General features: G+C 30.5%; 18 protein-coding genes. 10 read left to right on the top strand and 8 right to left on the bottom strand.

What is annotated here, in order from left to right:
* Nucleotides 1-8 precede the first annotated feature (8 nt).
* The 3 genes from T416_RS0102525 to mtnN are packed head-to-tail and all read left to right on the top strand — an operon-like array spanning nucleotide 9 to nucleotide 2992.
* Nucleotides 9-1091 (top strand): GTPase, encoded by a 1083-nt coding sequence (locus T416_RS0102525; RefSeq protein WP_031489248.1) that lies wholly within the window; start codon nucleotides 9-11, stop codon nucleotides 1089-1091.
* Nucleotides 1078-2265, top strand: a complete 1188-nt coding sequence (nadD, locus tag T416_RS0102520; protein WP_169737239.1) for a nicotinate (nicotinamide) nucleotide adenylyltransferase — start codon at nucleotides 1078-1080, stop codon at nucleotides 2263-2265. Before T416_RS0102525 ends, nadD begins: the two co-directional genes overlap by 14 nt.
* Before the next feature lies 1 nt (nucleotide 2266).
* A complete protein-coding gene (gene mtnN / locus T416_RS0102515) occupies nucleotides 2267-2992 on the top strand; it encodes a 5'-methylthioadenosine/S-adenosylhomocysteine nucleosidase (RefSeq protein WP_031489246.1) in 726 nt (241 codons plus the stop codon).
* Nucleotides 2993-3139: 147 nt separating this feature from the next.
* Here mtnN and T416_RS0102510 read toward each other — a convergent pair whose 3' ends face one another.
* The 4 genes from T416_RS0102510 to T416_RS0102495 all read right to left on the bottom strand — a co-directional run bounded on the left by T416_RS0102510 (nucleotide 3140) and on the right by T416_RS0102495 (nucleotide 5521).
* Nucleotides 3140-4243 (bottom strand): site-specific DNA-methyltransferase, encoded by a 1104-nt coding sequence (locus tag T416_RS0102510; RefSeq protein ID WP_031489245.1) that lies wholly within the window; start codon nucleotides 4241-4243, stop codon nucleotides 3140-3142.
* 12 nt (nucleotides 4244-4255) lie between these two features.
* Complete coding sequence (locus T416_RS0102505; protein WP_031489244.1) at nucleotides 4256-5047, bottom strand: restriction endonuclease; 792 nt, start codon at nucleotides 5045-5047, stop codon at nucleotides 4256-4258.
* Between the two features lie 11 nt (nucleotides 5048-5058).
* Nucleotides 5059-5265 carry a helix-turn-helix domain-containing protein gene (locus T416_RS0102500; RefSeq protein ID WP_031489243.1) on the bottom strand — a complete coding sequence of 69 codons (207 nt, stop codon included), beginning with the start codon at nucleotides 5263-5265 and terminating at the stop codon, nucleotides 5059-5061.
* Between the two features lie 73 nt (nucleotides 5266-5338).
* Nucleotides 5339-5521 carry a hypothetical protein gene (locus T416_RS0102495; protein WP_031489242.1) on the bottom strand — a complete coding sequence of 61 codons (183 nt, stop codon included), beginning with the start codon at nucleotides 5519-5521 and terminating at the stop codon, nucleotides 5339-5341.
* Nucleotides 5522-6106: 585 nt separating this feature from the next.
* On the opposite strand from T416_RS0102495, the gene T416_RS0102485 reads away from it, so the two are divergent.
* The 4 genes from T416_RS0102485 to T416_RS0102470 all read left to right on the top strand — a co-directional run bounded on the left by T416_RS0102485 (nucleotide 6107) and on the right by T416_RS0102470 (nucleotide 9201).
* Nucleotides 6107-6493, top strand: coding sequence for a hypothetical protein (locus T416_RS0102485; protein ID WP_031489241.1), 387 nt, complete (start codon nucleotides 6107-6109; stop codon nucleotides 6491-6493).
* A gap of 120 nt (nucleotides 6494-6613) precedes the next feature.
* Nucleotides 6614-7642, top strand: a complete 1029-nt coding sequence (locus T416_RS0102480; protein WP_031489240.1) for a DNA cytosine methyltransferase — start codon at nucleotides 6614-6616, stop codon at nucleotides 7640-7642.
* The gene (locus T416_RS0102475; protein WP_051675961.1) at nucleotides 7626-8435 is read left to right on the top strand and encodes an Eco47II family restriction endonuclease; all 810 of its coding nucleotides are present in this window, start codon (nucleotides 7626-7628) and stop codon (nucleotides 8433-8435) included. Before T416_RS0102480 ends, T416_RS0102475 begins: the two co-directional genes overlap by 17 nt.
* Entirely contained in the window at nucleotides 8413-9201 is a 789-nt protein-coding gene (locus T416_RS0102470) for a TIGR01906 family membrane protein (RefSeq protein WP_051675959.1), read from the top strand. Before T416_RS0102475 ends, T416_RS0102470 begins: the two co-directional genes overlap by 23 nt.
* A 79-nt stretch (nucleotides 9202-9280) precedes the next feature.
* Here T416_RS0102470 and T416_RS0102465 read toward each other — a convergent pair whose 3' ends face one another.
* A complete protein-coding gene (locus T416_RS0102465; RefSeq protein WP_031489237.1) occupies nucleotides 9281-13402 on the bottom strand; it encodes an AAA domain-containing protein in 4122 nt (1373 codons plus the stop codon).
* A 179-nt stretch (nucleotides 13403-13581) separates the two neighbouring features.
* Between T416_RS0102465 and T416_RS0102460 the strand changes: the two genes are divergently transcribed.
* The 3 genes from T416_RS0102460 to T416_RS0102450 are packed head-to-tail and all read left to right on the top strand — an operon-like array spanning nucleotide 13582 to nucleotide 18716.
* A complete protein-coding gene (locus tag T416_RS0102460; protein WP_031489236.1) occupies nucleotides 13582-15327 on the top strand; it encodes a hypothetical protein in 1746 nt (581 codons plus the stop codon).
* A gap of 11 nt (nucleotides 15328-15338) precedes the next feature.
* Nucleotides 15339-16628: a potassium channel family protein gene (locus tag T416_RS0102455; protein ID WP_051675957.1), complete on the top strand. Its 1290-nt coding sequence runs from the start codon at nucleotides 15339-15341 to the stop codon at nucleotides 16626-16628.
* Between the two features lie 6 nt (nucleotides 16629-16634).
* On the top strand, nucleotides 16635-18716 hold the full coding sequence (locus T416_RS0102450; protein WP_031489234.1) for a DUF2779 domain-containing protein: 2082 nt from the start codon (nucleotides 16635-16637) through the stop codon (nucleotides 18714-18716).
* Between the two features lie 64 nt (nucleotides 18717-18780).
* On the opposite strand, the gene T416_RS0102445 is transcribed toward T416_RS0102450, so the two are convergent.
* From T416_RS0102445 to phnC, 3 genes are read right to left on the bottom strand one after another with little or no spacing between them, the layout of a single operon-like run.
* Complete coding sequence (locus T416_RS0102445; protein ID WP_031489233.1) at nucleotides 18781-19725, bottom strand: DHH family phosphoesterase; 945 nt, start codon at nucleotides 19723-19725, stop codon at nucleotides 18781-18783.
* Complete coding sequence (locus tag T416_RS0102440; RefSeq protein WP_051675955.1) at nucleotides 19718-21910, bottom strand: PhnE/PtxC family ABC transporter permease; 2193 nt, start codon at nucleotides 21908-21910, stop codon at nucleotides 19718-19720. Before T416_RS0102440 ends, T416_RS0102445 begins: the two co-directional genes overlap by 8 nt.
* Nucleotides 21894-22775, bottom strand: a complete 882-nt coding sequence (gene phnC, locus T416_RS0102435; RefSeq protein WP_031489231.1) for a phosphonate ABC transporter ATP-binding protein — start codon at nucleotides 22773-22775, stop codon at nucleotides 21894-21896. Before phnC ends, T416_RS0102440 begins: the two co-directional genes overlap by 17 nt.
* Nucleotides 22776-22779 lie beyond the last annotated feature (4 nt).

Genomic DNA, 22779 nt, shown 5'->3' with positions numbered 1-22779 from the left:
AGGATTAGATGAATTTAAACAAAAAATGTATCGGTTGTGGGGTTTATCTTACAAACGATCCAACTAGCTTTGGATATACACCGAAATTAGATGAAAATAAAAAATATTGTATGCGTTGTTTTCAATTAAAAAACTACAACCGTGAAAGTTTACCAAAAGATGTTGTTAACAATGAAGTTTATGTTAATGATGTAATCAGTGAAATTGATTTAAAGAACTTATTAATTTTGAATGTACTTGACATCCTTGATCTTGATAATACTATTATCGACGAACTATCAACTCATCAGGATAGTGTTGTTTTTATCGTTAATAAACTAGATTTATTACCAAAGAAATATCACGCTGAAAATACAAACCATTTTGTAGAACAAACTTTAATGCATCATGGTTTTAAACATCCAAAAATTATTTATTCTTCAATCAAAAACAATTCTAGTATTAAACGAATTTTTAGTTTAATCAAAGACTATAACAAAGAAAAAAAGAAAACTATTTTTTTCGGTAAAAGTAATGTTGGTAAATCTAGCATCATTAATCATATTCTGAAAAATAACAAAGTTGAAATGCATCTTACCACTAATGCAAAAACAAACACTACCCTTAATATCAACAAAATTACCGTCGATCGTTGTCAAATTTTAGACTGTCCTGGAATTGTTTATAAGGACAATATCCTTAATTATGTTAATCCTAAGGATGTTGAACATTTAATTGCGAACGACATTAAAGTTAGTAATTATCAAATTGAAAAAGACCAATCCATTATGGTTTCTGGACTTCTTGCTGTGTCATTTAAAGAAGGAACCCCGACAACTTTCAGTTTCTATCTAAATCGAAATGTTGACATAAAAAGAGTTAAGAGTGTTAACTTAATGAAAAACTTTGAAAAGAGAAACTCTATTTTTAAATACAATTATCAAAAAGACATTGAGTTTACAACAACCGAAATAACCCTTGACGAGTCTAAAAAACATAATATCTCATTAAACGGTCTTGGTATGATTTCAATCAGTCCAGGAGCGAGTCTTATTATTATTCACCATCCAAAAAACATTAACATAAAACTAAATGCTTATGCCATCATCTAAACGATTTTTAAAAAAGAAAGTCATCCTTTTTCCTGGGATGTTTGATATGGTACATAGTGCTCATCTTGAAATGGCAAATGATGCACTTCGCTACATACATGCAAAAAACTGTATTTTTATCCTTTCAAACCACAAATTTTTTCGTCAACCAAAAAAATACGAAACTGAAGTTGAAAACTTCATTGAGATGAAAAAAAATGAAGTAGCACCACTTAACGATCGAAAAAAAATGCTCCACCTTGCTCTTTCAAATAAAAAGGTCTTCAAAGTTTCAACAATCGAAAAGAAAATGAATTTCAATTATACGATTGATACTATTAACTACTTTACTCGTCGTTATCAAAATATTGAATTTTATATGATTATCGGTCAAGACCAAATGGAATCTTTTCATAAATGGAAAGATTATCAAACAATTTTAGAAAAAGTTAAAATCATTTGTTATCAACGAAAACAAGAATGTTTTGTTTGTCATCAAACAATGTGTCATTGTTCATCTTTTCTCTATGAAAACCATAAGATTATTTATCGTAACTTAAAGAATTACCAGATATCATCAACTAATATTAAAAATAACTTTAACGGTAAATACCTTAATAAAAAGGTGTTTAAATACATTATTGAAAATGGACTTTATGCTGTCTATCTCCTTTACAAACATAATGTAAATCTAGGAAAAGGACGAACCCATTTTAGTCGTCTTGATCGTGTATATCACGGTTTTCGTGTTGGTTCTTATGCTCAAATGCTCGCTTCCATCCATTGTCCTAGATTAAAGAAGAAAGCATATGTCGCTGGTCTTTATCACGACCTTTTTAAGTCGTATGACGAAGAACAAACTAACTACTTCTATCAAAAATGAAATATTGAAAAATACATTACTGATGTTCCATCCTACAGGGTCTTGCACGGGTATCTAGCTAGCCACTATCTTGTTAACTATTTCAATTTGAAGGATCAAGAAATAATCAACGCAATTAAGAATCACACTATTCCGAATATGGAAAATCCTAGTATGCTTGACCAAATCTTATTCGTTGCTGACAAACTAGAGTGTAAACGAAATGTGGATGATTTCGAAAACATCAAAGATTTACGCATCCTTAGTAAAATTGATTTAAACTCCACTTATAATGAAATAGTAGCTTGTTTAAAGAAAAAGGATTTTAGTTAATATGATTGGAATGGTTGTCGCACTAAAAAGTGAAATTAAAAATTTTTTCGAAAATAAAATAAAGTCCAAAAAATTTTATAAAGAGGGTGGGATTGACTTTTATCTTTTTAAGGTAAAGTATTACGATAGGGAGCAAAAAGTTGTACTTTGTTTTAGTGATGTTGGTAAGGTCAATGCAGCCCATGCAACTTCCATTATGATTAATACTTTTAAACCTTTCATCATTCTAAATGTTGGTTCGTCATGTTCAATCAAAAAGGATGATCAACCACTTACCCTGTACTTAATTGAACAAACCAAATATCTCGATGTTGATGTCTCTGCATTCGGTTATGAACTCAACCAGGTACCACGTCAACCAACTATTTTTTGATGTCAAAAAGATGTCTTTTCTTTCGTTGACCCAATCTTAAAAAACTCTGGTGTTATTTTAAAATATGGGAATGTTGGAACTATTGACAAATTTATCCACAAGGATAATATTAGTAATCTTCCCTGTACTAAAAATATTGATTTAATCGATATGGAACTAGCTAGCATTGCTCAGGTTTGTCACAAAATGAACACCGGTTTTGTTAGTCTAAAAATGGTGTCTGACACAATTTATAACGATGAGAAAAGTTCTGATCAGTTTAACCAAAATATGGATGCTATTAATAAATGATTTGAGAACCATTTATTTAGCATTATTGAGGCCATCTCCGTATACAAAAATAAATTAAATTAAAACCTTATTTTATATTAACCGCTCCAGGAGCGGTTTTTTTATAGTTATCTTTAACAATTCTTAAACGAAACTTCTTCGCACCTATGTGAACAAAGAAAAATAAGAAACGATAAAAAATAATTAAGATAACAAAGGTTATCTCAAAAGTTATAAGTCAACTATATTTAAATTTGTAATATCTGTTCTTTTTTTCATCAAAACTTCTTTTGATATATCCGATTTATCAATGCCTATAACATACCTCTTTTTATTTATTCCAGCCAATAAAAAACTAGATGAACCACAAAAACAATCCATAATAATTGAATTTTCATTAGATGATTGCTCTACTATCATTGATAACATATCTAAATTTTTCTCGGTAGGATATATCGGATTCTGTGGGTCTTTAAAATTCATCCATATATCTTGCATTTTTTTTCCTTTATGCTCATCAGAGAACTTTTTTATTCTTGGAACACCATTTTTAGACCACTCTATTAAACCTTCATCGTCTAACTTATCAAGTTCTTTAGGACTACACCTCCAATGTCTCCCTTTTGGAGCTAACATCCCTTTCCAAACGCCACCGGTTTCTCCGTTTTTTGTTTCTCCCGGAGCATGACAAGGTACAGTGTTATATCTTCTTCCATTTTCATCAATCTTTGGAAATTTTTTTAATATTTCTTCATCACTTAAAGGAATAGTTATATTGTTGAATATGTTGTTTTGTGATTTCTTTGAATAGATATAAATAACATCTTTCTCATTTCCAAAAGCTCTTCGCTTAAAGTTTTTAGGGTTTGATTTTACTCTAGTAATATCATTTACAAAATTTTCCATTCCAAATATTTCATCAAGTATTAGTTTTATATAATGCCCTAATTTACAATCAATATGAAAATATAATGTACCTCTATCACTAAGTAATCTTTTTATTAAAATTAATCTTTCTCTTATAAATTCTAAATAATCACTTAATGACATTTTATCACTGTATGCTAAACTATCATTTTTAGATGAACTAATAGTTGATACCTTATCTTCATTATAGTAAAAATTAGAATTAGTGTTAAAAGGTGGATCGATATATACCAAGTCTATTTTATTTTCAAAGTCGTTTAATAACATAATCATAGAGTCAAAGTTATCTCCACTAATATATAATCCTTTTTCTTCTCCTTTAGAAATACTTTTTAACTCTAATTTTTTAAACTCAATAATTTTATCAATTTCCTCTAAGGACTTTTTATCCTTATAATCTAAAAACATATTATTTCCTCGCTAAATTGAATATAAGTAATCTCTTAGCAATACAGCAGATACTATTACTTCATCATTTGAAAAATCATTGCAGATACTACTATACATTTTATTTTTTGTTTTTATATACAATACTCCATCTAAAATTGAAATCACTTTAACATTATGTTCAGTATCTCTTAATGGTTCTTTCATTGTAGCAACTGCATCAGCAAATTGTGCATTTTGGTGTCCACCAAAATCTGTCAAAAATTTAGCTTCCCCTAAGATATAAGTATTGTTGAATTTAGCCATAAAATCTAAACCTTTATTTCTATCATATCCTAAAAATTCATTAGCAAAATTTTTCATACTTGCATCAGAACCATTGAAAACTATATTCTCTGTACTGCTGACAAACTCTTCTGTAGAAGTTGTTACTTTACAACCTAATGCACCCGTATCTATCCAATTTTTAAACATTGGACCTATTTGTCTATTTGTTTCTTTTGGCTCAGTTGTTTTATCAAAAATTTCATCAAGCCCTAATTCATATAATATTCCTGTTATTCTATTTACAGTATTTGGATTTCTATCTATAGCATTTTTATCTCTCTTTAAATATGCTACATAAGAATCTTTAATTGGAAAAATTTCTTGTGTCAATAAAACATTTAATAAATTTTTTGAATCTCTATTTTCAAAATAATGTTTAATATCTCTTATATCTTTTTCTTTTAGTTCTCTCCTTAAGTTGACAGACATAGGATATATCCTAAAAAGTAAATCCAAATAATTTCTTTGATTTGCCAAATCTATACTTTTTTTGTCCAAATATTCATACTTTAATTCTCATTTATTATCTCTATAATTTCTTCAATATTACAATTCAATGATTCACAAATTTTCGTAATATTCTTTAAAGATATATATTCATTCTTACCCATATTCGCAATACAATTAGTTGTTAAATTTGCTTTTTCTAGTAAATCTTTTTTCTTCATTTTTCTTGTTTTTAAAAGATTCCATAATGGTTCATATGATATGTTCATACCTTCCTCTTTCTACTTTTAACTTAACCTATTAAAACAAAAAAATTGAGTTTCCTCAAGTTTCGTTATCTTCTTATAATTCATCAAATATATCATTTAATAAGCTACAAGGACTATTCAAAAATTTTGTGTATATCATATCTAGTACTTTTTCATCATCAATTCCTTTTTCTATACTTACTATTGCCTTTACATAGTTTTCATAATCTTGCTTTTCTAATTCTTGTAATGTTTCTTTATACTGTTGCCATTTCATATTGTTTTTTCTCCTTTTCTTTTAGTTCTGATAACTTTATTCCACTTTTCTTTAGTGTTTTTAATTTCTCTTGTTTTAATTGTTCTCTTTTTACCTTGTATCTTTCTTCATATTATTTTTGTTTACCATTGGCTTTTCTTTTTAAATAATTATTGTGTATTTTTATTCTTCGTTCCTCTCTTTTTCTCTCTTCTTCTGCTAGTCTTAGTTTTTCTTCCTCTCTTAGTTCTTCTTGTGGTGGTCTATAATTGCCTATAAAGTTAAAGTAAATATCTACTTGTTGTGGCGATGTTGCTACTCCTGGAGCGACTTTTTTAATAATTTAGTTTTTTACTGCTAAATGTTTAACACAATTTACATTAATCTTTATTTTTATAAATTGTAAAAAACACCTTTTTTAGAATCTAGGTCATTATTACATCGACTCAATAAAACATTAATTTCAAATGTTCCGTTTATTATTTTTATTTTGTTTGTTTTCTGCTTTTAAGTCAAAAAAAAAAAAAAGAGTAAGTAACTTATCTTTTAAATTGTATTTTGCTCAAAAAGAGCATTTTACATAGAATGATGTAAGGTTATAAAAATATGAATGAAACAATGTCTTATTCTTCTACTTTTAACCAAAAGTTAGAAGAAAGCAAAGCAATGGCTAAAAGCATAAAGACCATGATTATCGTTGCTTTCGTATTAGCATGAGTACCGCTTATCGCGATGATTCTAAGTATCATAATCATTGTAAAAGCTGGAACACTTAAAAATACAATAAGCTTCTTACAAATGGAAGGTAGCAATATGGGGGATTCTTCAAAGAGTCTAGGTTTATTTGAATCTATTAATTCTTCAAGTAAAATTAGAACATGAGGAATTCTTCGTTTCTTCTCAATTCCTTTCGTTGGTCTTATTTCTTTCATTATTATTCTTAAAGAATCTAGCAAAATAATGAAGAACCTTGATGCTTACAGAATGATGTAATTTGCCTAAAACCAAATATATTTTCAAAAAAAGACCTACGGGTCTTTTTTTCATTTTAAGAAAAAAACAATAAGTTTAATTATTCCTTAAAATATAATTATTAATTAAAAAGGAATGTAAATGAGTCATAAGTTTAAAAGCATTGAACTTTTTGCAGGAGCTGGTGGTCTTGCTCTTGGACTTGAACAGGCTGGATTTGACCATATCGGTCTTGTTGAGATTGATAAAAATGCAGCTAACACAATCCGAGTTAATCGAAAAAATTGGAATATTTTATGTGAAAACATAGAAAATATTTCAAAGGAAGACTTGGAACAAAAATTCAAAATTGCAAAAGGTGAATTAGATTTGCTTTCAGGTGGTGCTCCTTGCCAAAGTTTTAGCTATGCAGGTAAACGTCTTGGTCTCGAAGATGCTCGTGGTACTCTTTTTTACCACTATGCTATTTTTTTAAAAAAACTACAACCTAAAATGATGTTATTTGAGAATGTTAAAGGTCTTTTATCTCATAATGGTGGTAAAACTTTAAAAATTATTCTTAGTATATTCAAAGAATGCGGATACAAAATTAAATACCAGATATTAAATGCATGAGACTACGGTGTTGCTCAAAAACGTGAACGTTTAATTATTGTTGGTATTAGAAATGATCTTTACATCAATGAATTCATTTTTCCTGAAAAATTAAAGTATAAACCGGTATTAAAAGATATCCTCTCTAATGTTCCAGAAAGTCTAGGGGCTAAATATTCAAAATATAAAGAAGAGATATTTAAATTAGTACCGCAAGGTGGGTACTGAAGGGATATCCCTATGGATATTGCTAAAGAATACATGAAAAGCTGTTGAGATATGCAAGGTGGTCGCACTGGTATTCTTAGACGTCTTAGTATGAACGAACCATCATTAACAGTACTTACAAGTCCTGGAATGAAGCAAACAGACCGATGTCATCCGCTTGAAACAAGACCTTTTACAACAAGGGAAAATGCCCGTATTCAGTCATTTCCCGATGAATGAATCTTTACTGGGACAATAGGATCGATTTATAAACAAATCGGTAATGCCGTACCAGTTAATCTTGCTAAGGAAATAGGTTTAAAAATTATTCAGTATCTGGAGAATTTAAAAAATGATAATAGAATATAATATTCCATTCATAAAACAAGAAGACTTCGAAGCACATGTTAAATCCACGATATCTCAATATAGTCAGTCGCTAAAATGTATTAACTTAAAAAGATTTAATTCTCAACTAATTGATCCTATTAAACTGCTCTTTGATAAAACTATTTTTAATAAAAGTTATGATGAAATCATCAAACTTGAAATCCATAGACAAAGAGATAAAAGTAATAATAATGTAATAGGTTATTTTCACCAAAATCTCTTTAAGTACATTAAAAATTGCACTGTACCAAAAAAAGGATGAGACATCATTTTTAAGAATGACAATCTTACATACTATATAGAGATGAAAAATAAGCACAATACAATGAATAGTTCTTCATCAGCTAAAACATATATAAAAATGCAAAGCCATCTTCTTAATGCAGTAGATAAAAACACAAGTATTTGTTCTCTTGTTGAAGTAATTGCAAAAAGATCTCAAAATATACCTTGAATCGTCTCAATTGACGGAGTTAAACAAACTCCTAATCCTAATCTAAGACGGATTTCTATTGATAAATTTTTTGAACTGGTAACTGGAATAAAAGATGCATTCAAAATTATTTGTATGCAATTACCTAACACTATCGAAAAAATTATTCTTCAAAACCAAAACTTATTAGCAAAGCAAGATACTGTCATCAATGAACTAAAAAATATAGATAATGTGACACTTGTCGCTTTATATAAGCTCGCTTTTGAGACATATGAAGGTTTCTCCTTTAAAATAAAAGAAGAAAATAAAGCAAATGAAAGAGAAGAAACAAAATAAAACTAATCCGAGAGATAAAGCAATCGCTTTTTTTCTAACTCTTAGCATAATGTTATTCATTATCAGTTTTAGCATCTCATTACCAATTTTAATCCGTCCTTTTTATTATTATCATCTTAATAATCTTGATATTAATAGTCTAACTTTTAAGGCAGGTAAACTGGATTATGGTGAGTTAAAAAGAGCATATGACGAACTACTTGATTATTTAACACTCGGTGGTTCATTTAAGATGGGACAGTTAAAATATTCAATTCCGGGAATGGAGCATTTTGTTGATGTTAAAAACTTATTTACCGCTTCATTTACATCGTTAGGAATTTCAAGTGTTCTTTCTTTTAGTTTGATTCTTACCATTAAATTAAAGAAGTATCAGGTTGACATCATAAAAATTGGTTTTATTGCGAGTATTATTCTTTTTCTTATCATAATCATTATCGGGATTCTTGTTTCCATTAACTTTGACCGAGCTTTTGAAGTATTTCATACCATCTTTTTTCCTGGAAAAGATAATTATGATTTTAATGGTAATGTTGATGAAATTATTAAGATTCTACCAACTGAATTTTTCCTAAATGTTTCTATTTTTATTGGAGTATTATTTATTTCGCTATGTCTATTCTTCATTATTTATCAAATCATAAATTATGCTATTAAGAAAAGAAAAGAGTGAAAATTAAAAGACAAAGAAAAGGAAAAAAAAATCTATAATCATCGTTTTTTCAACTATCGTTCTAAACTAATGGTGGAAGAAAAAACAAAATAAAAGTAAAGAAAAAACACCTTCTTTTGTCAGGTGTTTTTATTATTCACATTTTAGTTTTAAGTAAGTCCTAGAGCGACTCTTAGTTATTTAATGAGTCTTGAGTTTTTTGTCAAAGGACATAGTCGATTTTGTCCTTCTTATTAGCATTCGTTAAAGAATCGTTAATTCTCGCGATAATCTTATGTTTATCGATGTATCATTCATATTCTTTAATCCGGTAGGTTGAATATCCCCGATCTTCAAGGAAGTATTGACGATCAATGTCCTCATACATTACCTTAATACTATCATTTGCTTTTCATGTTTCAAGTAGAATTGTTTTCACAACTTCTTTTGTATCCTTTTTAAGGATGGCAAGGTCAATCTTCTTTGTACCAATATTTCAATTTGGGAATACTTGGTATTTATTTGAAAGTTTCTTAGTTAATTCGCTATAAATTTCTTTAACTAGGTCATTATCAAATTCAAGTTGAGTTTGTTCATCAAACCCTTTTAAAGTCTCAGAAAGACTTGATGATTCATTAATTTCATCAATGTATTCAATAAATTTCTTAAAAGTAATAGCATTCGTATTATTATGGTTGCTAACTTGAATTTGATGGCCATAAAGCGATTTAATAACAATTAATTTCGCACGAGCACGTGTGATGGCAACATTAAGACGGTTCGCACCACCTTTCGCATTTAATGGACCAAAATTATTTCGTATAACTCCGGTTGGATTTGGTCCATAAGCGACAGAAAGAATTACAAGATCTCCTTCATTCCCTTGTACATTTTCAAGATTGGTAATGATAATTTCATTACGGTCAATCTTTTCGACAAGTCCTTTTTCATACATATGCAATTGCTCAAGCAATAAGTTTTCAACCAGGGTAGCTTGAACTGCATTAAAAGTTACAACAAGAATTTTGTCGTAATACTTTCAATGGTCAATAATAGTAGCGACTGTTGTTTCAGCTTCAATTGGATTTCCCTTATCTCAAATCCCATTTACATTAATCACTTCAATTCCTTTATCAAAGCATCCTTGACGAGTTGCTAATTCAAGTTTATTGTCATAAATATATTTATTCGAAAATTCAATTAGTTCCTTCGTGTTTGAACGATAGTGATTTCTTAGATGAAACTCATTTCACCAACTAGTTTTCGCTCTTTCAAGTAAACTATCAACCTTATTAAAGTCATCAAGTTCATAATCAGCTTCATCAAGTTTATTAACAAAGAATGATGTTGGTTTTAACTGTTTATCATCACCAGAAACAACTTTGATGTTGCATCGATAGACAACAGGGTAGCTTCGTTCGATTGTCATCTGTGAAGCCTCATCAAAAATTCCGTAATCAAACTCATTTTCCTTAAGTGGAATAAGAGAAGCAACATTATCTGGTCTTGCTACCCAAATTGGAAATAATTTCTTTAATGCATTATAGTATTTGCTGACATACCGACTAACACTAGGTCATGTTTTTGACGAAGCAATACGAAGGGCGTTCGTAATTTCTTCTTTATCCGCTTGTGGCAATTTAGTCAAATATGATCTTAAATTGTTAATGTAACGACGGAAGGTAATTTCTCCTACAACCGATGCACTTCTCATCGATTCCTTGCGAAGTTGACTAACAATGTCTTGTAGCAATCTTCCTTTTGTTTCATTAAAAGTAGGTACCGCTTGAATGATGCTTTCCCAAAGGACAATCATCTTTAATTGTTTAAATTGTTCATTATTAATGAAAGTTGAAACTTGACTCATAATTGGTAATACTTTTTCAAGATCAAATAGGATTAATGGTTCAAGATAGAGTTTTCGTAAGTAAGGAAGAGAAAGTCACGACCATTCACGAATGATTTCCTGCATATTGGGTGTAAAAATATTTTCTAGAGTATACAACTTAGAAAGGAAATTAATATCTTGGTCTAAAAATTCCTTGTAAAGGAATAGTTCATCCATTCTCGGTTTTGAAAGGTAGTTAATGTTTTCGATATAGTCACGGAAAAGCTCAACAATTTCAGTTGCCTCTTTATTTGCTTGACGAATTTCTTTTAATGAAAGTGTGCATTCATCTGATGGATCGTGAGCCGTAATGATGTTTCGTTTCAAGATAAATTCTGCAAATAGAATTTGCTTGTTTTCGGTGTTCTGCACATCATATATTGGAAGGAAAGCGATAATCTTTTCCTTATTACGACGAATAAATTCGTATCATTCATTTTTAACTAGTAGTTTTCGGTGCTTGTTGAAAAAGATTTCACACATCAAAGAAATTTCAATCAATTCCTCAGGTGTTTTACTCGAAAGAGTAAAGTCTTTTTCAATCACTTCCTTACGAAATTTCAAGTAATTACCAATTTTCTCAATAAAAATCTTCTTTTCCTTAAGTGTTTTCTTATTAAAAGTTTCACTTTCACCTAGGTTGTTAACAAGCAGAAATTCATTGTAGTTATTAATTGCTCTTGTCACTTCTTTTTCGTTCATTAAAAATCTAGTAACAATATCGTTATGAACATTGATTTTATTTGTAATTACTCTAAGGTGTTTTAGAATTTCAGCATTACTATATGTATCATTTAGTTTGAACTTGCGAATAAAGGTTGTATAGTTGATATAAGCTTGAAATAAATCTTCGATTTTTAATAAGGTATATTCATTAAAAATAGTAGTAATTTCTTCAAATAGAGTTGAGTGCTTATCCTGACCTTCAAAAAATTGCTTAGGGGTTAACCATTCGTTAATAATTTGCTCTCCTAGACTAGTTTTTACACGATTATATAAGGCATAATCCATCTTATAAATCCCGTCTTGGTAACCTTCAATTTTTCAATGTTTTTCAACCAGTTCGACAAGTTCGTTATTCCAGTCACTATAGTTTTTTAGATACATTGATTCTTCAGGGGTAAACTTGATTGTCTCAAGTTCATTTTTCTTGCTTCCTCCCTTAATTGTTTCTCTATATCATTGTGTCCCAAGAAGGTCATTCAGGTTCGCGATTTTATTGTAGAAATTTTCCTTATTTGATGTGTCATAAACATAAAGAGCAAATTGACTTAATGAACCAATTCGTTCAGTAAGAACATCAAGCGCTGCTCTTTTCTCCGAAACAAGCAAACAAGTTTTTGACTTTAATAAGGTATTAAAAATAATGTTAGCAATCACTTCACTTTTCCCAGTACCTGGAGGACCGTAAATTAAAGTATTCTGATTAAGAGAACTTGCTACTGCATATTTTTGATAGATGTTCAAAGGGTGACCGATTTCAATCACCATTTGTTCTTTAATAACCTTGTCTTCATAAAAGGAAACGGGTTTATTAATTCCGTTTTTTGATTCTGTTTCAAACGGATCAATATCTTGTTCAATAATCTTATGAAGATCCTCTTTTAAGGCTCCACCATCCGGTTCAAAAACACCAAGGATAGAAGAAGGTTCGATTTCAAAATTAGTATAGCGATTTAGGATGTCTTGTTCACTCTCGTTGTTAAAAGGAACAAGTTCATCAGTTGGTAGTGCGATTTCATATCCGACAGTGTTTTCAATATTATTAATCACTTTATTAATATCACTAGTTGAAAGAAGTTCGGTTGCATCAATTTTGATTTCCTGATACATTTTCTTAAGAAAAATTTGCAGTTTTTCATTAACAACTGATTCATCTTGAATCTTCGCAAGATAAAGACGGTTAGCCTCTTCCCGAATTTCAACTTTAAAAAGTGTTAAGGGTGATTTAAAAGCTTCATTTGCAAGTACTTTTCCTTTAATAAAATTAAAGGCAAGATAAAGAGGTCAGACAGTTGTATCATCATAATATGTCTTTGCAAGACGATTAATGGCAATGAATTTCTTCCGAAACAAAAGAAGTTGCTCAATCGCATACTGGATGACCTTCTTTTTGTTATCCTTAAAGTTTTTATTAAGCAGATTAATACGAAATTCATTTAAATTAATCCCATAGGATGTACATACATTAATAAATTGATAAGAGTCGTCAGCTTTCTTTAATTCTTCTTCAAAAAGGTTGACATCCTGATTTGTACTAAGTTCAAGAATCCCGGTTTCGTTATAAACAAAATCAAGTAAGTCTTGCTTGTCAACATACTTAAATAAATCGATGTGTTTAGTTTGACTCAATCTAGTTAAAATCACGGAATCATTCGGATTTAAACTAACTAGGTTCATTAGTTTTTGCTTGATTGCTTTTTTCATATTCATCCTAAAAATTACTAGTAATTATTACCTTAAATCATACAACAAAAAACCACCATACCTTGGATTAACTTTCATATTCAAAAATAAAAAATATTAATTGCACATTAAATAGCATTATTGAAAAATAAACTTTATAATTTACTAATAAGGTTAAATATATAATAAGGTAAGAATCAATGTCGACAAACAATAGTGGTGAACTTGAGATTGAGAAATTAACAAAAACCCTTGTCTCAAAGCACAAAAAAGTTGTGGCTCTGCATGGTGTTAGTGAACAAAACACATACAAGGTTTTTAATGACTTGATCAACCTAATGGATGTTGAAATTCCCGACTGATCAAGTGTCTCAACAGCAAGTGAAGAGCAATGTATCTCAGACATTAAAAACTTTTTGCTTGCGAATGTAAGCATTAAAAATTTCAAGAATCTCCCAGGGGATGGTTTTCTTCTTAATTGATGAAAAAAACGTCGTCTTAAAACGATTATGGGAAAACTTGATGAACTTGAAACGATCCACCAAAATAAGGAGAATAATGTTCGAACTAAGAGTATTTTTCTCCCGATTTTAACCGCTTTCAGTGCTCTTGGAACAACGATTGCCATTCCGCTTATTTCGGTTACTTTGCTTCGTATTGAACCAATTATTGAAGTATGAGGAATTTCTGCTTTCCAAGCAATTATGGGTTTTTGTTTTACCTTAATCTTAATGGTAATTTTTTCAATCTTTGTAACCTTAATCAACAATGTCAAAAATAACAAACGTGATTACATTCTTGTTAATACCGCGAAAACATTAATGGATATTTACAACAATTATTTTACGAATTCAATGAGTAATGCTTACGAAGAAAAAACAACCATCTTTGGTCGGTTTTTCGAACGGAGTAAACTCGTTATAAATAATAATTACGTTTTCTTCTATGACTCGATTGACACTGTTAATAGCAAATATACAAACATCTTAAAGTACTTTAAAGTAATGAACGATATGGATAACACAGTTGTTTTTGATGCTTCAAGTTTTATCTATATTGATGAACGAAAAATCTTCCAAAATGTCTTTGATAACGACAAAACTGAGTTATCAGTTTTTAGTCGCTATAAAACAAAATCAAATGGTCGAAGACTAATGAATTTCATCTTCTATCAACTTTCTTTGATTGCAAATATAAATAGTAAACGTCTACTTGCGAATAGTCCAACTTTTGTTAATGTTCTATATAAATTCCTTGACTATTCAAAGACAAATCAGGAACTTATTTCGCTTCTCCTTGACATCAAAAACCACTGTGAAAAAAGGGAAATGACAACCGATAATGAATCACAACAATACTTCGTCGACTTTTTTAGTCTCCTTGTTTTTAAAGCACTTGATGAAACTGGTTTCGAACACTTATTGAACGATTTAAGTATTTATGGAAGACCGTGCGGTGTCAAAAATAACGAAAATTACATCGCTCTAAAGATTGACCAAATCCTAAATAATAATGTCAACACTTATAAACAGGCCTCTTTTGTTTTTAACCTTCAGGATTTCTTTATTGATAGATCTTCGACTAGTAAAAACATTTATAGTGATTTAACTAAATTAAATAAGTCAATTACTTTTAGTGTTGACAAACAACTTGATAGTATTACTAACTCCCTTCGTGGTAAAGGTTTTAACGTTGCTAATGATGAAGGAGAACAGTTAGGTAATCACTGGTACAACAAAAAATATGTTTCCACTTCTGAAGAAATTATTTATGTAAAAGTACTTGAATTAAACGAAGAAAAAACTTACGTTGATGAACTAAATAAGATTCTTGAGCAAGCTCTTGTTAATCATGTAAAAAATTTAATCATTATTGCTTATAATATTAAAATCATTTTCAGAAACATTAACAATGCTTTTGAAATTGTTAATGAAATTCTATTGTAAAGAGATGAACTATGACAAGCGACGAACGGAAATCATTTCTCAAAAATAATAAACTCATTATTTTTAATCGGATTAGATACTTCTTTTTTGAATGGACAAGTATGAAAGCATATGAAAAAATGCTTGTTCGGGAATCAGTAGTATCTTTTTTCTATCAACTTTCATTAATGGTAGTAGTTGCTTCAACATCCATGCTTTTCATTTTTAATAAGTTTGATCTTTCTTTTAAACTTGATGATATTCAAAAAGATCCTACCTTATTTAATGAAACTACAGTTTATTTTACAAGGTACTTTAAATTCTATTATGGATTTAATTTCATCTTTATGCTTGATTATTTCATTCGTCTTAGTTATGCTGATTATTCTTATAACACCATCTCACGAACGAAAGCTTTTCTACTTGCTCCATTAAGATGAAATAACTTGCTTGATTTAGCTAGTTTCATTATTGTTATTGTTGTTTATAATGTATCAATTAGTCAACACATTAACTTGATTAATGACGATACTTTATCTTTAAATACTCGTCTTATTCACTTCGATAGTCTTGTTTTCGATAAGACAGTTATGGGTGTTTTCCCTGGTGTTATACTTGCTAAGTTACTAGGGTTACATAATAAGATTATCCAATACACAATTATTTCAGGTGAAACGAAATTGTTCACCGAAGTTTTCAAAAGAAGATGGAAAATCCTTCTTTCGTCTTTTATGATTTTATTGACCATTTCCTTCTTTTTTGGTTTCATTTTATTCCGCATTGAACAAGACTACTATAGAGCACATCCCGAAATTCTCATTACGAGTCCGGAAGCAAAACAAAAAACTATTTTTGATACCTTCTGGTATGTTTTTGGAACAATAACAACTATTGCTTATGGTGATATTGTTCCACTCGCTGTTGTAGGTAAAGCATTTAGCATCGTCCTTGGTCTCATCGGGGTAACTTATTTTGGTTTCATTACTTCTCTTTTCGCCTCTGGTATCCTAGCTATTATTGGTGAGCGTCGTGAGCAAAGTGATAATCGTCGTTTAATTGCTTTTAAAAACGAAAACGAACGATTGATGTACGAATTCAGTGAAAAAATTAAAACGGAAATCGTCGCTGAACTTCTTAAACATAACATTGTTAAGGCTGATGACGAAAGCGATATTAAGACTGACTTAAACATTAATAAAGAACATCATCAACGAGTTAAACGTAAACGTAAACTTGCTGATTACTTTAATGAACTTTCCACATCGGTAAAAACTCTTACCAAACCAACCGTAAAAATTATTAAACCGAGAAAAAAGAAATAGTTTAAAATGAAAAAAAGTATTTATATTAACAAATATGATTACATTGGATACTATACAAAACCAAAGCAATCTTGGTTTTTTAGTAATGCTGAAATCAAGAGCAAACTCGCTATTCAGTTAAAAAGATATAAGAGCGAGATTGACGACGAAGATACATTTAATGACGATGACGAATCTAATGAATTCGATTCCCTTTCTTACTACAAAGAATTGAAATTCTACCGTGAACAAGTCAAGGAAAATAAAAATACCGACCAGAATGATCCAAAGATCCTTGAAGGTATCATCCTGGATGAAAAAAGTCGTTCTTTCATTATCGATGAAATGAAAAAGACATACGGAATCACTGAATTCTATGACCTTGAAACAGAAAATACTTTTGATCATTCTTATTTAATGAAAAAAACAAATGATTTGCTTACGAGTCACCCATCAATCATCCTTTTCCAACCGGTCTTCATCACCAATAACTTAATTACTAAACCAGATGCATTTGTAAAAATCGATGACAATAACTACCTTCTTATTGAAACTAAAGGTACAACAACTAGTAAGCGTCAATATTTTTTAGACCTTTATTTTCAATACCGAGTCCTAAGGGATTATCCAATACTTAAAAATAAAAATATTGATTTTAATCTTTGTATTGTAAAGTACGAAAAACTAAAAAAGAATGAAGTTTCTTTTTCATTAACTGAATATTTTAATGTTAAAAAAACTGGTGCAACAGTTAATGAAAAAGTTAAATCCAAGCTAAGTCAAAATTCATCCTTATCAAGTCTTTCACCGCTCGAAGAGGAAAAAGGAAAATTAAAACTGGGGTATATTTCATACCTACAAGTCAATGAAGATGAGCTTATTGATTACAATGTTGACGAACAATTTCTGCCTGGTTTTTCCTTTCTTGAATCATTTACTAACATTGCTTCTTTAGTCAAAGAAATCACTGAAGAATTATCATCAATAAATCAAAATAGATCCCTTAAAAGTTACAAAGAAACTGGTGATTTAATTATATTAACTATTAACCAGTTTGATAATGTAATAAAAGAGTTAACAGCGGTACTTAACGAAACGAGCCGTAACATCTATCAAGGAGAAATGCCACTTGACTTTCATCCTAATTTAAATGATGTCTCCGCCTGAAAAAACTGTGATTTTCTTAAGGAACTAAAGGAAATTTACATCCATCTTGGTTACCAAATTTACCAGTATAGTGGTAAGGTTATTAACCTGAAAAATTACTATAAAAAAAATTATTACCTTAATAAGTATCTCGACATCTTCAAGGAACCTGGCATCTTCAAAGGGGATGCTACAAAAGGAATTGACATCCGACAACTATTTAAAGATAACAAAAGTCTAATCGATAGTACTAATACCACTCGACTTTTTCAGTCAATTAAAAAGAAAAAAGTTTACTTTGACTTTGAAAGTATTAACTCTGCAATTAGGGTCTTTGACTACACTCTTCCCTTTACCCAAATTGTTACCCAAAATAGTTACATTATTGATGATGGTGAAACAAAAACTGAAGATTTTGTTTGTCATAATATGATGTGCGACCCAACAAAAGTAGATGTTTCTTTTTTCAAGGATATCATTGATGCTCTTTACCAAGGTAATGATGCATCCTATATTGTTTATAATGAAACTTTTGAGAAATCGCGACTAAAAGAAATGGCGAAGTATATTAATGAGGTTGAATACATTAAGAAGGTTGAAATCATTAACAAAAATGTGGTTGACCTTGCTAAATTCTTTACGGTTTCATCAAAAGGTTATTATCTTTTCTACCCGGAATTATACGGTTTTTATTCAATTAAAAAGGTTTTACCTTTAATATACAATAAAGATAATTCTGTTTATTTCGAAGCTAAATGTCTCGACTACAAAAAACTTGATGTTAAAAATGGTCTTGAGTGTCAAAATATGACGACAATGCGTTTTTTTAATCAAATGACTGGTGAGCAATGAATCGAGTTTATGAACAATGCAAAAGTATATTGTGAAAACGATGTAAGAGCGATGGTTGCTGTCTATCTTTTCATCGAGAAAGAATTAAAAAAACGAGGTTTAATTAATTAAAAATCCAACCAGAATTGGTTGGATTTTTGCTCGAAATAAAAAAGGTACTGATGCCCAGTACCAATTAGTTTTTCATTTTTAGTTCGTTAATTTTGTTAACGACTTCCTGATGTCGATTAATATCATCAAGAATAAAACCAGCGGAATGAAAGTGTCCACCTCCACCGAAGAAAGAAGCTACTTGTGAAACATCAAACATCTCTTTTGATCTTATTTCACCACGGTAATTTCCGTCTTTTTTCTTTAATAATAAGAAACAAACTCCAGATGAAGAAAAGGATGTAAAGAGTGCAGCAAGCGGACGAGCAATATCGTTAGTGACTAGTTCATTGACAAGTAAAACATCAATTCCATCAATCGTTTTTTTCATGTTTAAGTAACGAAAAATTTGAGTTTTTTCGTCGTCATTTAAACTTAGTTTACGGATTGTATCCTGGTAATTAAGACCATTTTGCATTAAATAAGCCATACAAAGGAAGGTTTGGTCACTGATGTTTCGTTCAACTAAGTTTTCGGTGTCAGTTAAAATAGCAACGGCTAGTGCAGTAATGATTTTAGGATTAACTCTTAAACCGATTTCGTTAATAAGAAGTACAAGCGCCTCACCGGTTGCTGGTCAAAAATCCCCACCAATCCCAAAAAGTCACTCCCCTTCGTTGTGGTGATGGTCAAATTTAATTGACTCTTCTGTTTTTACACGTTGATCGTATATCCGACGCTTTGTTGAAGTATCAACAACAACTTTTAAGGATTGTTGAAAAAAATCATCGGATACAAGACTGATTGGTTCATCAATAAGAAAACTAATGTTTCTTGGATAGTCACCACCAGAAATTTTTACATTTTTATCTTTTAAATTAAGATTAATTAATTCCTGTAAAGCAATCGCCGTTCCAAGCGTATCACCATCTGGTTCAATATGGGTACAAATAGTAATCTTGTCTGCTTTTTGGATAAAGTTCCAGAAGGTATTAAAATCTTTTTTTAATTGGTCATTAATCTTAAACATGATTGAATGTTACCTGTTCATTAAAGTAATGATTAATCGCATACATTTGCGACTTCTTAATTACTTTCTTTAATTTTAACGGAGAAAGATGTTGATCTTTATTATTAAGAATTTTCCACTTCACATTAGCTTTAATTTGAGCGATTTCCGATTTAATCTTTGTTAGGTGGAAGGTATATAACTTATGATAAAGTTCCCTTAAATAAATCACTTTCGAGAGATGGTTAACGGTCATTAAATTACCTTCACGGACAAACTTATCGTAAAGTACATCAAATTTAGCAGCACCATAAGTATTAATGAAATCGAATGTTTTTTTGTGATTATTAAAATCAATGTTTAAAGTACGAGCATAAGCAAGTGCACGGACTCCGTTATGGAACCGAATCAATTTCTTAAATCACACATCTTCTTTAAAGAAGTAGCCATCAAGGATACGTTTTCTTAAAAGTGATGAAATGTATTCAAGAGTGATAAGGAGAACGATGGTAAACAGTAAGTAAGAAGAAAGAATGTTTCAACTATCAGTATCACTTGAATAAATGTTTAATTGAAAACCAAAACGTGATGCCCCAACTGCACCGATTACCGTTGTACTCTTATAGTTAATCTCAATCCGGTAAAGGAAGTGAGACATTACGATTGGGAACACTTCCTTGAAGGTTTCCTTAAACTTAATAAAGACATTGCTTCCCATTGAATCAAGTGATTCAAAGAATTTCTTAGGAATTTTTTCAATCGCCTGTGTTGTAAGTTTTCCCATCATCCCAATGGAGTGAATCCCAAGTGCTAAGGTACCAGCAAAAACAACGGAATCACTCGAAAGTGTTCTAAAGAGAATAGCAAAGGTGAAGGCCGGTATTGCTCTTAAAACAATAATCATTAATTTAAAGATTAGTGAACCCCAACTTGTAATATTAAATGAAGCGAGAATCGCGACCGGAACTGCTAAAACAAGTCCGATTAACGAAGAGACGATAGCAACAGCAAGAGCTTCAAATCCAAGGTGGAACACATTTACTGAATTTTTAGGATCAAAGACCGACCAGTCAGGACTAAAGAATAATTTAATTCCACTTTTAAAGAAGGTGATACTTGCCTTATTAGCAAGTTGGAACTTAATTTGGAAAAAAGCAGCAATAGCCAGAGCAGTTATCCCAATAAAGAGAAAGACTTTTCACAAATAGGTTTTAGGTTTTTGTTTTTTTAGTGCTTTTAGATAATCGTTATAACCTAATTTTTCATCGACCTTAGGGTGTTTAGGAGTTGCTTCAAGAAAGAACTTCTTAATGATGAAATTTAAAATTTCAAGCAATACTACAAAGGTAATTAAAGTTCAAAGGACAATGGTAAGACCTCCAAACTTATCGACCTCTTGGTAGTTATCAACCGACTCACCAATGGTTGGAATACCAACAATAGAAAGGACAGCGGCAAAACGGACAACCATTTCAAAAGAATAAAAACCATATGCGAATATTCTTTTATTCAAATAAGGCATAATGGAATTTTTAAAAGCTACTAATTTCGTATTTCCAAAAGATTGAAGAGCTTGGTAATTTGAAGCATCATATGTATCAAGATCTTCATATAACCACTTAGCCATAATTGATGAAACAAAAATCGCAAGACTAAAAGTCGCCGCTAATTCTTTTGAAACTAGGAAGTTAAAGATAAAAGCAAAGACAATAGGTGGAACAGCACGCACCATTGACATAAAAATTCGCATAGGAATATAAACAATTGGTGTCTTAATAAAATTCTTCGAACAAAGAAGTGCCATTGGAATAGAGAGAACAATTCCAAGGAGTGTACCAAGAATCGAGAAGCTAATTGTACGTCAAAGATAACTAAGAGCATGCTTAAAGGTACCGAGCGGAGTATAATCGACACCAGCGACATTGATAGTCTTAAAATCAAAGAAGTTACCAATGTTCTTTCAGAAAAGATGGTGGCTGTTTGGATTACTCAAATCCGGTTTAACCGCTCATATTACAACACCGAAAATAATAATTCCAAAGAAAAGAGCACTAATGGAAAACCACGGAAATTTTTTTGTTACTTTTTGACCATTAATATCAATGAATTTAGGACGGAAAAAGTTATTAATTTTTTCAAAAAATAATTTACATTTTTCAAGTCGAACATTCGGTAAACGTGGGGGCTTTTTACAAAATGTTTTCATTTTTAATTTTTTCCTCGATATCACGTTGGATAATCTTACGTTTACGTTTTGTTTCAATGAATTGTTCTTCATCAAACTGTTCTAATTGTTCACCGTAGATCTTTTTCAAAATAGCTAGGTTAACTTCTTCTGACCGACCATCAAATACAATTCGTCCTTTTCTTACACCGATAATACGATCTGCATACTGAAGAGCGAGATCGACATGGTGTAGATTCGCAAGGATAGTAATGTTTTCTGATTTGTTAACAAGAAGAAAACCATCCATAACCGCTTTAGCCATAATCGGGTCAAGAGCACCAACTGGTTCATCAGCTAGAATGATTTTAGGGTTTTGTGCAAGGGTTCGTGCTAATGCTACCCGTTGCATTTGACCCCCTGAAAGGTCTTTTGCAAGGTCATATGCATTTTCAAGGATGTTAACCTTAGCAAGAGCACGATATGCAATATCATGATCTTTTTTAGAGTAAAGTCCAAAAAAAGCGCGGAAGGGATTAATAAGCGGAGCACGGGCCGTAAGAATGTTAGCTAAGACTGAAATATTTTCAATCAAATTATACCCTTGAAAAACAATACCAACTTTAGTTCTAAACTTGCGAAGAGCAGAACCTTTTAGTTTATTAACTTCATAGGGACCTACGGATAAAACACCATCAGAGATGGTGTTAATCTTATTTACGGTCTTAAGTAATGTTGTTTTTCCAGCTCCAGAAAGTCCGATGACAGCGACAAACTCACCTTGCTTGATTTTAAGATTAATATCGATTAATCCTTTAGTACCATTTGGATAAGTTTTACTGACATTTTGTCATTCAATCGTTCAATCATCGTTTAATTTTGGGAGAAGATTTTTATCTAAAGACATATAT

Source organism: Ureaplasma canigenitalium ATCC 51252, from assembly GCF_000712165.1.
Classification (GTDB): Bacteria; Bacillota_I; Bacilli_A; order Mycoplasmatales; family Mycoplasmoidaceae; genus Ureaplasma; species Ureaplasma canigenitalium.
Note: the sequence above shows the minus strand (reverse complement) of the source record. Positions and strands in the feature narration are given on the sequence as shown.